The organism is Bacillus sp. SORGH_AS_0510, from assembly GCF_030818775.1.
Classification (GTDB): domain Bacteria; phylum Bacillota; class Bacilli; order Bacillales; family Cytobacillaceae; genus Neobacillus.
In genome coordinates this window covers 3,713,203-3,726,514 of record NZ_JAUTAU010000001.1, presented here as the reverse complement: position 1 = coordinate 3,726,514, position 13,312 = coordinate 3,713,203, and the positions used below count along the sequence as shown (strand labels likewise).

Below are 13,312 nucleotides of genomic sequence, written 5' to 3'. Positions count from 1 at the left end.
TCATCCTTACTCAATTTTCTATGGTGGTTATGGTTAATTTTTGTCTGGAATTTCAAAGAACACTTTCATATTAGATAATGATACTTTATCCTGCCAGAGGTATAAGGTTTTTAAAACACCTTTGTTAATAGTAATTGTGTTTGCACTTTGAGTGAAGCCCTCAGCTGCTTGTGTTAATGGATCTTTATCAGCAACATATGTTTCTTTCATTTCCATGTTAGTAAACACAGCATCACCTGTAACAACCGTAGCTTTTTGTAATAACCCGTCAATTTCAACTGGGCTATCAGGATTTTTCGACTCAATCACTACTCTGAATGTAGGGAGTCCAGGGATTGTAATTTCTTTTGAAATTTCTAAACCATATATAGTAGCGTGTTGAATCTTATTTACAGCAACAGGATTATTTTTGCGGGAAACACTATCAGCCATTCCGCCGAGTAATTGAAAGTCTTTTCCTACCATTTTATCGAAACTTACAGTAAATTCCCCAACACCACTTAGAGGTACAGCGGCGGCTACGCCAGTTACTCCAAACAGTCCAAGTAATGATCCAAAGAATACAAATCCACCTAATAATGCAAATAAAAGCCTTTTCTTTACCGTTTGTCCCCCAATAATGACTGTTTCTGTTGCTAAATTCATTCTCTTTCCTCCTTTTAATTCATTTTTTGAAAGGGTAAGCAGTAAAAATGTAAATGCTTACACTACTCGTCACAATTTTATGATAAGTTTGTAAATTTAGAAATCCCTACATTTGTAGGAAGTTTTACCTGTTTTTTGGAGTTTTTATAAGAATATTATCCTGCGAAATAGAGAAATTCATCGAATATTAGCAGGAATTTTGACGTGATTAACGGAATTATGTATAGATACAATCTATGGTTTTATTACTAAAAAATAACAGCGTAGATGTTCATTGAATGGAGAGTGTGTGTATTGTCGAGGTCTTTAAACCACCATTTGGATAATCTTTTAAAAGATGCTGTTAAACTTTTATATCAATATCAAATAGACCTTAATGAGGAGTGGAGATTAATGCTCCAATCCCTTAAAAATACAAAGAAAAAATCAACTGCTGTTTTTGAATTTATTAGTGAGTCTCTTTTAAAATTTTTTCAGTTAATTAATGATGAAACGCTTGATATCTATAGAATGTTAAGTGAACTGCAAGATGATTGGTATTCTCATTTCGGGAGGAATCCGGAACCTGAAGCGTTAATTTTTCATTTAAACCTGTTGGAAAACGCGGCCCATAAGGTATTAAAATCTAGAATCGTCTACTCCTCTAAATTACATCCTTCTGTCCATTATTTATTTTCAAAGATTGGTGAAGTGATGCTGTTTCAATCCGAAAAGGAGACATCAAGTATTTGGAAAGATGCAGTTATTTTATTTAATGAGTGGATTATTCGATCGCAAAACTTTCAGGAATCAGTTGAAAATATTTCCTTTGGCTTTGGCTATTTTCTTCCATTTGAGCGATGTGCCCTTTTTAAGTTTACTAATAAAGAAAGTGTTGGGGTGGGGCTGTTTGGTCACCATTTAGATACTAATGAGATTCAGGCGATTGCCGAAAAAATTAGTAATATTCCAGTTCTTAATGAGAGTCTTGTGAAGTTAAAGTCACAGGGACATGAAATGAAAAATTTTCAGCCTATTTATATTCCTGTCGCCGAGAATGCACTCCCTGGAAAATACGTAGAAAAATTCGGACTCACATCGTTAATGATAGTCCCAATTTATGTACCAGAAGAAGGGAAAATAATTGGTGGTGTCGTTCTAGATAAAGGTCCCGGAAAACAGTTTACGGTAGATACAAGCTTATTCCCGGCATTGATGAAGTTTGGGCAAAGCTCAGGAGAACTCTTATCAAAATTTATTGGAGCAGATATAAAGAAACCAAAATACACAGAAGCGGATTCGATATCCTTATCACCTAGAGAAATTGAAATTATTAAACTGCTGGCTGAAGGTGCTTCCACTGCGGAAGCTGCTTTAAAGCTTTATTTAAGTGAGTTTACAGTTAGGGATTACATATCTAATATCATGAAAAGACTAAACGCACAAAATAGAACGGAAGTAGCAGTAAAGGCAATAAGATTGGGAATTATTCAATAAACGTTATAGAATAGAAAAGTGACAGTATTATTTTCAAAAAAATTATTGCTATTCAATTGGTTAATGAGTAAAATAGGAGAGTTATTTGTCATAACTATATTTTTTTAGCATTAAAAAAGTTAGGAGAATTTAACAACATGGAATTACTTTTGTATATTAAAGCTATTATTCTTGGTCTAGTGGAAGGTGCTACAGAATTCGCACCTGTTTCTTCAACCGGACACATGATCATTGTTGACGATTTATGGCTTAAATCTGAAAAATTTCTAACACAACATGGAGCCAATACCTTTAAGGTGGTTATTCAGCTTGGATCTATTCTTGCAGTTGTTGTTACCTTTTGGGAACGTTTTTTTGACTTGTTGGGATTAGGCAGATTTAGAAAAGGACATGAAAAGAAAGAAAGTCGTCTTAAATTAACCCATGTAATAGTAGGATTAATCCCCGCTGGAGTTTTAGGTGTACTCTTTAACGATTATATTGATGATCATTTATTTTCCACGGCTACTGTATTAATTGGGTTAGTTATTGGTGCAGTGTTTATGATTCTTGCTGATTTAATTGGACCTAAGAATCCTAAAGCACAAACAGTTGATCAAATATCTTATGGACAAGCTATGGCTGTTGGGTTATTTCAATGCTTCTCGCTTTGGCCAGGGTTTTCCCGTTCAGGTTCAACCATCTCAGGCGGTGTATTAATGGGAATGAGCCACCGAGCAGCAGCTGATTTTACCTTTATTATGGCTGTACCGATTATGGCTGGGGCAAGTTTGCTTTCGTTGTTAAAGAACTGGCAATACATGACTTTGGATGCTCTTCCGTTCTTTATTGCTGGATTCATTAGTGCTTTTATTTTTGCGTTATTATCGATTCGCTTTTTCTTAAAACTGATCAATAAAATTAAGTTAATGCCGTTTGCTTTGTATCGCATTGTACTTGCTATAGTTATCTATCTAGTAGTTTTCCTATAAAAAAAGACAGCTCATACCTAATAAGGTGAGCTGTCTTTTTTATTGGACAGCAAATCTGGATAGTCACTTATCATTCCGTCTACAGAGAAATGCTTTAACCGGCGAATATCACTATTTCGATTCACTGTCCAAATCATGGTTTTAAAACCATAATGGTGAATTTTTCGGATGAGCTTTTTATTAACCATTGTCAATTTTGGATTTACATAGGTAGCGTAATTTGAGTAGGATGAAAGTTCTTTATGTGACAAACCGTTCAATGCTGCCTTCTTTACTAAAATGCCAATTGGTACTTTTGGAAGGAGGTGATGGAAGTTTTTCATTGCACTTTGATCAAAGGATTGAACAATAATTTGATCTTCTTCCCCTGTAGCAAGTCCTCTCTTCAATAGTTCATTGGCAACCTTTTCTTCAATGCCTGGATACAAAGAGGGCTTTTTTAATTCAATTAATAATCCCACTTTACCAGCATACGTATCGAGGAAATCAGAAAATGAAGGGATTCTTTCGTTTGAGAATGTAGGATGGAACCAACTGCCTGCATCGAGTTTTTGTATTTCTTTTAAGGTAAAATCCTTCACTCTTCCCTTTGCATTTGTGGTTCGATTAACCGTTGGATCATGGATTACAACAATTTCCCCATCTCTTGTCATCTGAATGTCGAGTTCAAGATAATCTACCCCTAATTCTAATGCTTTATTAAAAGAAGCATAAGTATTTTCTGGACAATATGCGGCTGCTCCCCGGTGGCCAATTTTAATCAGCGATTGACCTTTCCCACCCTTGGATAATTTTTTTCCGATTCGATAAGCGACCATAAAAATTAAAATTATAATGGTTGCAAATGATCTCAATGAATTGACCCCTAACTAAGTTTGATGTCAACCATGGTAAGGAATCTGCAGGAAAAAGTCAACTTTGTATAGAGAATCCATATAACGAAGGGACAATCATACACAAATGACATTTGCCTCGAGCATAAATATGGGCTTATTCTTTTTTTACAAAATGTACTAATAGGGATATATGTCTATCGCACATTTTTATCTAGGTGAATATAGATATAAGGAATTAAGAAAAGGAGGTAATGTAAATGTCTGGTGCAGTAGGTGGCTATGGCGGCGGATTTGCCCTACTAGTCGTTTTATTTATTTTGTTAATCATTATCGGAGCTTCTTGGGGTTGCGGATTCTATTAATATAAAATAAGGAGGAATTTAAATGTTTGGTGGATATGGTTATGGTGGAGGTTGCTGTGGCTACGGTGGTTACGGATATGGAGGTTGCGGTTTTGGCGGTGGATTCGCTTTAATCGTTGTATTATTCATTCTTTTAATTATCGTAGGTGCAGCTTGCTTTAGATGGTAGTCAATGAAAAATAAATTGAGGTATTCATATTGCCTCATACGAAAAGCAAGGATGCTTCCTTGCTTTTCCTTTTTTTCCATGGAAAGTTTTTGTGGTTGGACATGACAGCTATTCATGTTACGGTTAGTTGGTTGAAAAAATGAAATGGATAAAGGGGGACATATAATGAAACGAATGATTTCTTTTTTATTATCTGTCGTTGTCTTCTTCATCCTGCTGAATTATGCTAATGTACCTCTAACCGTAGATGCTAAAAATATAGATCCTACTAAGGTTCATAAAGTGACAAAACGTGAAACACTAAGAGAAATCTCTGTACAATACGGTAATTCCAAAGATGAATTAAAAAAAATGAAAATTACGGAGAAAGAAAAGGACTTGTTAGCTAGGTTAGTAACAGCTGAAGCAAAGGGAGAACCTTATCAAGGTAAGGTTGCTGTCGCTGCGGTTGTGCTTAACCGAGTAGATAATGAACAATTTCCAGATTCTATTCAGCAGGTCATCTATCAAGATAAACAATTTCAACCGGTTGACAATGGCATGATTAATAAACCGGCAGGTGAGGAAGCTAAAAAAGCTGTAGAAGAAGCGATTGAGAAGGATGGAAAAGTGACTAAAGCTCTTTATTTTTTTAATCCAGATCAAACAGACAGTAAATGGCTTCGTACAAGACCGGTTACGGAAGAAATAGGCAACCATCGATTTGCCAGTTAAGGAAAACCCCGCTTATTCAAGCGGGGTTTTATTTATTGCTTTTGGATTTTTCCATTGCTGGAATGCTTCTAGCTCCCCAGCTATCTTTTTAACGGTATAGCCAATCACGGCTGCATCGTCGATAATCCCAAGTCCGATCACAAAATCAGGAACGAAATCAAATGGAGATACAAAATAGAGAATGGCTCCAATAACCGTAATAATTGTACTTTTGGAAACATCTTTATATTCACCTTTAGAGTAAGCTTTTATCAAGTCAAATAATAACTGCAGTTTTTCGCGTGCTTCCCCTAGGCCCTTATACCGCAAATTTGCTTTGGTTATGGCCTTATTCAGCAATCCTGAAATTTTTTTCGGATTGTCGATGTAATTACTTGCTTCCTTATTGTATACTTTCTGTTCTTTTTCAATTAGGAACTTTTTACCTAACAACCCTTTCACATCCCTTATTTGAAGTTCCCTATAGTTTACCACGTAACACATAAATCAAAACTTCTTTAAAAAAAGTCTCTGTTAAACTTACCTGTCGATTTCCTCTCCAGGCACGAGCGGTTCGTGGGTGTTTCGGCGAGCCTCCTCGACGCTGGCGTATGCGGGATCTCCCCTGAACCATACCCCACAGGAGTCTTCGTGCCTTCCGCTCCAATCAACAGGATGTATAAGTCAACACTGCTTTTTAACACATCCTAAAAAAAAAAGAGACTAACTAAAGTCAGTCTCTTTTAGGCTAATACAAGTTCTTCAGTTATTGATTTCGTGGAGTTCCAAACAATGGCTTCTACTTCGGAACCTTCTAGTGTTTCTTTCTTTAATAATGCATCAACTAATTGCTGATACTGATCATAATGAGTTTGAATCAGAGTTTCTGCTTTTTCTAAGCCTTTTGCAAATAGCTCCTGCATTTTAGCTTCTCTGTCAGTTTTATTAAAAGTCAAAGTAAAACCATCTTCGAGTAAGCCAGTATCAACCATTTGTTCAATTAGTTGTTTTGCCTGCTGTACATCACCGCTAACGCCGATGCTATGTTCGCCTAATAACAACCGTTCTGCTACTCCGCCTGCTAACACCATGGCTACACGGTCAAGTAAATCCGAATGTGTGGACAAATGGAGCTCTTGGGGGATAGGTGCAACATAACCAAGAGCTTCTCCACGTGGGATAATTGTTGCTTTTCTAACAGAACCAGGCTTTGTTAAGGATGCGACTATTGCATGTCCAGCCTCGTGTATCGCAACTCTCCGTTTGGTTGCTTGATCCTTTAAGGAACGAGACGTACTTCCTAAAATGGTTCGATCTAATGCATAATCAAGGTCTTGTCTTTTGATGACTTCCTGATTGTTTCGAACCGCACGTCTGCTTGCGGTTTCAAAGAGGGATTGTAATTCTGCTCCCGAGAAGCCTGATGTACTTTCTGCTAAATCATCTAAAGAAGCATAAACATCCTCAGCTAGTGATTTCCCTCTAGTATGGATTTCAATAATTTCTTTTCTTCCTCTTGTATCTGGTAGTGGTACATGGAAAGAAAAATCTATTCTTCCGGGACGAAGAAAGGCTTCATCTAACATATCTTTTCTATTTGTTGCAGCAACAAATAAGATCCCATCATTTATATGGCCTCCGTCAAGCTGTACAAGTAGTTCCGTTAGAGTTTTTTCTGCTTCTTCACCACCATGAGCTTTACGTCTTCCGGCTAAAGCATCCACTTCATCTATGAATATTACTGCTGGTGCCTGTTTTCTAGCTGCTTGGAACAGGGAGCGAACTCGACTCGCACCAACTCCAACAAAAAGTTCATTAAAGGCAGATCCACTTGAAGAGAAAAAGGATGCATTCAGTTCACGAGCAATTGCTTGTGCTAATAATGTTTTACCAGTCCCAGGAGGTCCGTAAAGTAGGATACCTTTTGGAGGTTTAATACCTAATTTTAATGCCCGTTCAGGTTCCTTTAACGTAGAAAGTGTTTGCAGTATTTCCTCTTTCATTTCTTCACCAAGCCCACCTACATCTTTTAATGAAATAGTAGGCAATGGACGAGATTTAGCCACACTGCTTTTCATCGAGTTACGAAGGCCGAAACCACCTTTATTTTTTTGCAATGTAATAGCTGCCCCGGTAAATAGTAAAATAACACCTAGCATTACCCATTTTCCATATCGGCTGCTAGTGGTATAAGAATATTCAATATTGTATTTTTCTATCAGCTTATCCACCATTTGACTGTTAGGTGGTACATGGGATACGTACTCTTCATTTCCTGCTTTTATATATAAACTACCGTCTGGTTGTTCGGTTAAGTTAACGGGTTTTCCCTTTTGTGCTTTTATTGTTTCTTCTACGGAAGAGAAAGGGATTGTCGTTTGGCTATTAGTCGATTGAATAAACCAAATGATGCCAGAGATGATAATTAATAACGCTGTCACTAGCGGAATAAGCTTTGAAACTATTTTTTTACTTCGGTTCATATGTGCATCTCCTTTCTCGAATTCATACTTAATTATAGGGTATTTTCCAATAAAATGGATGTGGAAATCGGTGGAAGTGAGAGGAGATAAAAGAAAACACCTACCATGGTGATGGTAAGTGTATATGAATTAAGATAATAAGCGAAGATGAGGAATAATTGGCATTAATACACTTTGAGCGAGTACACCAATACTTACTCCCACACTTGATGCTTTACTCCATTTAAAAACATGAACTTTTTCGTCCTTTCCTTCATACAAAAATAATAGTTGGTCGCCTTCTTCTGCAATTCCAATTTTACTGAAGGACACGTTATTCTGTACAAGGACAGCTTCAAACGCTTTTCGTAATAAGTCTAAATCAATTGTTGTAGTATCCATGGTTCCTCCCGAGTACGAACATTTAACGGTAATTTATTTCCGTTCACTTACATTATATTCTTTTCCTTACTTTGATAAAAGAAATAATCTTTGCTGGTGAATTGAAATATTGCAAAGTTCACGTTTGAGAGATAAGATTGAACTTATGGACAAAAAATTTATTTATTGTCAAAAGAGAGGAAGACAAGATGGGTAACAATTTTAAAGAAGAAGTATTGTCGCGCCGGACATTTGCGATTATTTCCCACCCGGATGCCGGAAAAACGACACTAACGGAGAAATTATTATTATTTGGTGGAGCCATTCGTGATGCAGGGACTGTAAAAGCGAAGAAGACAGGTAAGTTTGCAACGAGTGACTGGATGGAGATTGAAAAGCAACGTGGAATTTCCGTAACCTCCAGTGTGATGCAGTTTGATTATGATGGATTCCGAGTTAATATTCTGGATACACCTGGTCACCAGGATTTCAGTGAAGATACTTACAGAACTTTAATGGCTGTTGACAGTGCAGTGATGATTGTGGACTCTGCTAAGGGAATTGAGGAACAAACACTCAAGCTTTTCAAAGTATGTCGTATGCGCGGTATTCCTATTTTTACATTTATGAATAAGTTAGATCGTCAAGGTAAAGCCCCCCTAGAGCTACTTGCAGAGCTAGAAGAGGTGTTAGGAATTGAATCCTATCCTATGAATTGGCCAATTGGAATGGGGAAAGAATTCCTTGGTATCTATGACCGATTCAACAATCGAGTGGAACAGTTCCGTGTGAGTGATGATGAGCGATTTATCCCATTAAATGATGAGGGGGAAATTACTGGTGATCATCCGTTAAAATCATCTGGACTTTACGATCAAACATTGGATGAAATCATGCTACTAAATGAAGCTGGTAATGAATTCTCAGCTGAGAAAATTGCTGCGGGTGCACTTACCCCTGTATTCTTTGGAAGTGCCTTAACAAACTTTGGGGTACAGACTTTCCTTGAATCCTACCTGCAATTTGCTCCGCCACCGAAAGCACGTAATTCTTCAGTTGGAGAAATTGATCCATTAGCAGAACAATTTTCAGGATTTGTATTCAAGATTCAAGCTAACATGAACCCTGCACATCGTGATCGAATTGCCTTTGTTCGTGTATGCTCAGGTAAGTTTGAAAGAGGAATGACTGTCAATATCCCACGACTAGGGAAACAGCTCAAGCTTTCTCAATCTACTTCCTTTATGGCTGAAGAAAGAAATACAGTGGATGAGGCAGTTAGTGGAGATATCATTGGATTGTATGACACGGGGACATATCAAATTGGAGATACACTGACAACTGGTAAAGATAATTTCCAATATGAAAGATTGCCGCAGTTTACACCTGAATTGTATGTGAGGGTTTCTGCGAAAAACGTAATGAAGCAAAAATCATTTTATAAAGGTATTCAGCAGCTTGTTCAAGAAGGAGCGATTCAGCTCTTTAAGACTGTTAGGATGGAAGAATACCTCCTAGGCGCTGTAGGTCAATTGCAATTTGAAGTTTTTGAACATCGAATGAGAAATGAATATAACGCAGAAGTTTTAATGGAACGAGTGGGTTCTAAGATTGCCCGTTGGGTGGAAGGTGAAGTTGACGAGAATTTATCGAGTGCTCGTAGCATGCTGGTAAAAGATCGTTACGACCATTATGTATTTTTATTTGAAAATGAATTCGCCCTTAGATGGTTCCAGGAGAAAAATCCAACAGTTAAACTATATAATCCAATGGATCAGCACGAATAGATTCTTATTTAAAACAGCGGGGAAATTTCTTCGCTGTTTTTTCCATATACTTGGGAAAAGTTTTGTTCTGCCTTTTATTTTGACCTTAGACTGGATAAGCTAAATTGAACAGTTATTTACTTAAAAAAATGCCTAAAGAAGCGGGATAACATTATGAAAAAGATGAGCAGATTAGAGGCCGTTTTATGGAATATTGCCTTCCCAGGTTTCAGCCAATTAATCATAGGACAGTTTATTAAAGGGATTTTATTTGTTTTCTTAGAAATACTTGTGAATGTAATGAGCAACTTTAACCTAGCCATAATGTACAGCTTCCTAGGTAAAATTGAACAGGCTGAAGCTGTAATTGACTACCAATGGCTTATGTTTTATCCTTGTCTTTATATGTTTTCAATGTGGGATGGTTATCGTGCCGCTATGCCGGAGAATGAAAGATATTCATTTTTGCCATTCGTTTCATGCGCTTACTTTGTCACTGTTGGCTTAATGCTATCACCTAAAGTGACTGTTTTTCATGTTCATCCTGGCCCTGTTTTTTTACCCATGCTTTTCTTAATTCCAGGATTAGTCATTGGGTTCATTGTTAAATATTTATTATTCTTTTTCAGCAAAAATAAGAATTTAGATGGATGAAGCTTTAAATCAGATAATCTGGTTTAAGGCTTTTTATTTTGGAAATTTTTTAGGAAACCCCCAAAACTGTAACAATTGTAACGTATTAATGTAGTGAAATAGCGATCGCAATAATAAAAAAATGAGGGATGTAAAAGGATTGTAAAAATAATGTAATATGAGATAGGAAATAAGAAATAGGCTGCATAAACAATAACTGGAAAAGTAATCCGCTATTGGTACTATCTTTTTTTAAATGCTTACCCCCGAAAAGTCCAAGGTAACAATCGTATGTTATAATTGGTCGAATAGAGGTGAGCGTATGCTAAGTTTATTGTTTATGGCTAAAAAGAAAAAAAGAACTTTGGAAGAAATGGTCGTTCAAATTCAAAAGGGTGATCAATTCTTATTAAACGAAGTCATTGATTCCTACAAGCCTTTTATTGCAAAAACTGTATCTTCCGTATGTAGGAGATACATCTATGAAACCGATGATGAATTTAGCATAGGGCTTATAGCATTTAATGAAGCAATTGAAAAATATTCTCCAGAACGTGGAAGCTCTTTGTTGAGTTTTTCAGAGATCATCATAAAACGAAGAGTAATTGACTATATTCGTAAACAATCCAAAAATCAACATATTAGTATCGATTTAACTAATTCTGTACAAGAAGAAGAAACAGCAGGAACAATCATTGTAAATGAGCTTTCTCTCGACGATTATCATAAAAAGAATGATGACCAATTAAGGAAAGATGAGATCATACATTTTCAAGCCTTATTAACCACTTTTGATTTGAGCTTTAGTGATCTTGTTGAAAATTCACCAAAGCATGCAGATGCCAGAAAGAATGCAATACTGACGGCAAAGATGTTAGTGACTGATCAAGAACTAAAGGATTTCTTATTTGAAAAAAAGCGACTGCCAATTAAGCAACTTGAAAAAATGGTGAATGTTAGTAGAAAAACAATTGAACGAAATAGAAAATATATTATTGCCATTTCACTGATTTTATCAAGTGATTACGTTTATATGAAGGATTATATCAAGGGGGTGCTAGATACATGAAAAAAGGAATAATTATGGAAATAGAAGATGGTTTTCTAACGCTTTTAACCCCCGAAGGTGAATTTTTGCGTGCAAGAAAACAAAGCCAGCCCTATTCAATTGGAGAAGAAATTTATTTTTTTCCGATTGAAAGCGTTAATAGATCTATGATCAAAAGGCCATTTAGAGTTATATTTAGACTTAAAACCGTCTGGATCGTGATGGCTGTACTTATGGTTTTTATTGGGACGTTTATCCCTATGTACCAAGATGACAAGGCCTATGCATATATGTCCATTGACGCTAACCCAAGTGTTGAAATAGGTGTGAATAAAAAAATGCAGGTTGTGAAATTAAACGGATTCAATAAAGCAGGAAAAGATATTATATCGCGTTTAAAGCATTGGAAAAACGAAGATGTTTCAGAATTAACTAAAGTTATTTTTGCTGAGATGAAAAAGGGTGGTTACTTAAAAGAAAACACCCAAGTCCTAATTTCTACGGTTCGTATCGAGGAGCCTGAAGAAAAAGTAGAAGAAAAACTACAGCGGAAATTAGATAAGATTGAAGCCTCGATTACTAAGGAAAAGTTAGAACTAAATGTCACTACCGGTAACAAAAAGGGATTAGAAGAAGCACATAAACAAGGTTTTTCTTACGGGAAATACTATTTTTCTCAAGAAAAATCCAAACAACAGAACATGGATCCTATTGGGAAAGAAAAAGAGAAATACGAAGAAAAAGAAAAAACTACTGTTCCGGCACAAACACCATCTGTTAACCCAATGTCACCTGGACAATCAAAGAAACAAAATGATACACAGTCTTGGGATAAGGGCGAAGAAAAAGGGAATTGGGATAGAAATGCGAATTCTCCAGGATATTTAAAGAAGAAAGAGGAAAATTCGAAGCAAAACCAAGGAGAATACAGAAAACAAAGCGATTCAAATTGGCAGAATAATGGGCATAATAACTCAAATCATAGTAACAATTATCGACAGAATAACTCAAATCATAGTAACAATTATAGACAGAATAACAATAGTAGCCACAATTCCAATAATCATGGTAACGAAGAACGAAATAATAATCATCACGATAACGACAATATTGAGAATGGTAATAATAATAATCAATTAAAAGTCCGGTAATTAACCGGACTTTTTCCATTTTATTCAATTCTTATTTCGTAGATTGTCCAGATAGTTGAGCTTGGGCTTGCTGAACAAGTCTCTTAGTTATTTCGCCGCCTACTGATCCATTTGCTCTTGAAACTGTATCTGAACCCAATTGTACGCCAAACTCTTGAGCGATTTCATATTTAACTTGATCGAGGTATTGCTCAATTCCAGGTACTAAAAGTTTATTGCTACTATTAGCCATGTGTAATCAACTCCTTATTTTATACAGAGGTTTATTTCCTCTGTATAAGTATTATTTAATTTCATCAAACATTTCATAAGTGGTAATGTTTTTCGTTATTGGTACTAATTATTAATCCGTTCCTTTACTAGCATCCTTAGTTGGATGCATAAATGGGACTGCTTGTGGTTTTCTTTTACTTTCCAATAGCTCCCGATTCTCAGTGGTATTCCATCCAATATCATTTGTAGGATGAACCCATTCATCCCCAGCCATTATCGAGGGATCGGTATCCTCAGACCAATTTTCTAATGGAGAGTTCTTTGAAGCATACAAGCTGTCTCCAATTGTTACACCAAATTTATTGACAAAGGGATCTTCCATTTTAATACCCGTTCCTTCAAAGCTTGGCGCATTGATTTGATGTGGCATGGTTTCATTTATTGCCACATCATCTAACATCGGTTTAGTTTGTTTTGATTCGTCATTCATGTTCAATCACTCCTAT

Annotated in this window: 16 protein-coding genes; 9 read left to right on the top strand and 7 right to left on the bottom strand. The window is 36.3% G+C overall.

The window, feature by feature from the left end; all coding sequences use genetic code 11:
- Positions 1 to 33: 33 nt before the first annotated feature.
- Positions 34 to 645: a DUF6230 family protein gene (locus tag QE429_RS19025; protein WP_307289254.1), complete on the bottom strand. Its 612-nt coding sequence runs from the start codon at positions 643 to 645 to the stop codon at positions 34 to 36.
- Positions 646 to 930: 285 nt separating this feature from the next.
- Between QE429_RS19025 and QE429_RS19020 the strand changes: the two genes are divergently transcribed.
- Both QE429_RS19020 and QE429_RS19015 read left to right on the top strand, forming a co-directional pair.
- Positions 931 to 2,121: a response regulator transcription factor gene (locus QE429_RS19020; protein ID WP_483862229.1), complete on the top strand. Its 1,191-nt coding sequence runs from the start codon at positions 931 to 933 to the stop codon at positions 2,119 to 2,121.
- Positions 2,122 to 2,258: 137 nt separating this feature from the next.
- The gene (locus tag QE429_RS19015) at positions 2,259 to 3,092 is read left to right on the top strand and encodes an undecaprenyl-diphosphate phosphatase (RefSeq protein ID WP_307289252.1); all 834 of its coding nucleotides are present in this window, start codon (positions 2,259 to 2,261) and stop codon (positions 3,090 to 3,092) included.
- A gap of 17 nt (positions 3,093 to 3,109) precedes the next feature.
- Here QE429_RS19015 and QE429_RS19010 read toward each other — a convergent pair whose 3' ends face one another.
- The gene (locus tag QE429_RS19010; protein WP_307289251.1) at positions 3,110 to 3,946 is read right to left on the bottom strand and encodes a glycerophosphodiester phosphodiesterase; all 837 of its coding nucleotides are present in this window, start codon (positions 3,944 to 3,946) and stop codon (positions 3,110 to 3,112) included.
- Positions 3,947 to 4,185: 239 nt separating this feature from the next.
- On the opposite strand from QE429_RS19010, the gene QE429_RS19005 reads away from it, so the two are divergent.
- The 3 genes from QE429_RS19005 to QE429_RS18995 all read left to right on the top strand — a co-directional run bounded on the left by QE429_RS19005 (position 4,186) and on the right by QE429_RS18995 (position 5,173).
- On the top strand, positions 4,186 to 4,290 hold the full coding sequence (locus QE429_RS19005; protein ID WP_144562660.1) for a YjcZ family sporulation protein: 105 nt from the start codon (positions 4,186 to 4,188) through the stop codon (positions 4,288 to 4,290).
- A 22-nt stretch (positions 4,291 to 4,312) separates the two neighbouring features.
- Positions 4,313 to 4,459: a YjcZ family sporulation protein gene (locus QE429_RS19000; RefSeq protein ID WP_307289249.1), complete on the top strand. Its 147-nt coding sequence runs from the start codon at positions 4,313 to 4,315 to the stop codon at positions 4,457 to 4,459.
- Positions 4,460 to 4,624: 165 nt separating this feature from the next.
- Positions 4,625 to 5,173, top strand: coding sequence for a cell wall hydrolase (locus QE429_RS18995; protein ID WP_307289247.1), 549 nt, complete (start codon positions 4,625 to 4,627; stop codon positions 5,171 to 5,173).
- A gap of 12 nt (positions 5,174 to 5,185) precedes the next feature.
- Here QE429_RS18995 and QE429_RS18990 read toward each other — a convergent pair whose 3' ends face one another.
- From QE429_RS18990 to QE429_RS18980, 3 genes are all read right to left on the bottom strand, one after another.
- On the bottom strand, positions 5,186 to 5,656 hold the full coding sequence (locus tag QE429_RS18990; protein WP_307289245.1) for a YkvA family protein: 471 nt from the start codon (positions 5,654 to 5,656) through the stop codon (positions 5,186 to 5,188).
- A gap of 239 nt (positions 5,657 to 5,895) precedes the next feature.
- The gene (locus QE429_RS18985) at positions 5,896 to 7,635 is read right to left on the bottom strand and encodes an AAA family ATPase (protein WP_307289243.1); all 1,740 of its coding nucleotides are present in this window, start codon (positions 7,633 to 7,635) and stop codon (positions 5,896 to 5,898) included.
- A gap of 129 nt (positions 7,636 to 7,764) precedes the next feature.
- Positions 7,765 to 8,016, bottom strand: coding sequence for a hypothetical protein (locus QE429_RS18980; RefSeq protein ID WP_307289241.1), 252 nt, complete (start codon positions 8,014 to 8,016; stop codon positions 7,765 to 7,767).
- A 188-nt stretch (positions 8,017 to 8,204) separates the two neighbouring features.
- Here QE429_RS18980 and QE429_RS18975 point away from each other — a divergent pair, with 188 nt between their 5' ends.
- From QE429_RS18975 to QE429_RS18960, 4 genes are all read left to right on the top strand, one after another.
- Positions 8,205 to 9,782 (top strand): peptide chain release factor 3, encoded by a 1,578-nt coding sequence (locus tag QE429_RS18975; protein ID WP_307289240.1) that lies wholly within the window; start codon positions 8,205 to 8,207, stop codon positions 9,780 to 9,782.
- A 153-nt stretch (positions 9,783 to 9,935) separates the two neighbouring features.
- Positions 9,936 to 10,415, top strand: a complete 480-nt coding sequence (locus QE429_RS18970; RefSeq protein ID WP_307289239.1) for a hypothetical protein — start codon at positions 9,936 to 9,938, stop codon at positions 10,413 to 10,415.
- A 301-nt stretch (positions 10,416 to 10,716) separates the two neighbouring features.
- Complete coding sequence (gene sigI, locus QE429_RS18965) at positions 10,717 to 11,463, top strand: RNA polymerase sigma factor SigI (protein ID WP_307289238.1); 747 nt, start codon at positions 10,717 to 10,719, stop codon at positions 11,461 to 11,463.
- The gene (locus QE429_RS18960; protein ID WP_307289236.1) at positions 11,460 to 12,593 is read left to right on the top strand and encodes an anti-sigma factor domain-containing protein; all 1,134 of its coding nucleotides are present in this window, start codon (positions 11,460 to 11,462) and stop codon (positions 12,591 to 12,593) included. The genes sigI and QE429_RS18960 overlap by 4 nt, the downstream gene beginning before the upstream one ends.
- A gap of 31 nt (positions 12,594 to 12,624) precedes the next feature.
- Here the strand turns inward: QE429_RS18960 and QE429_RS18955 are convergent, their stop codons facing one another.
- A complete protein-coding gene (locus QE429_RS18955) occupies positions 12,625 to 12,825 on the bottom strand; it encodes an alpha/beta-type small acid-soluble spore protein (RefSeq protein WP_307289235.1) in 201 nt (66 codons plus the stop codon).
- A gap of 111 nt (positions 12,826 to 12,936) precedes the next feature.
- The gene (locus QE429_RS18950; RefSeq protein ID WP_307289234.1) at positions 12,937 to 13,296 is read right to left on the bottom strand and encodes a DUF3905 domain-containing protein; all 360 of its coding nucleotides are present in this window, start codon (positions 13,294 to 13,296) and stop codon (positions 12,937 to 12,939) included.
- Positions 13,297 to 13,312 lie beyond the last annotated feature (16 nt).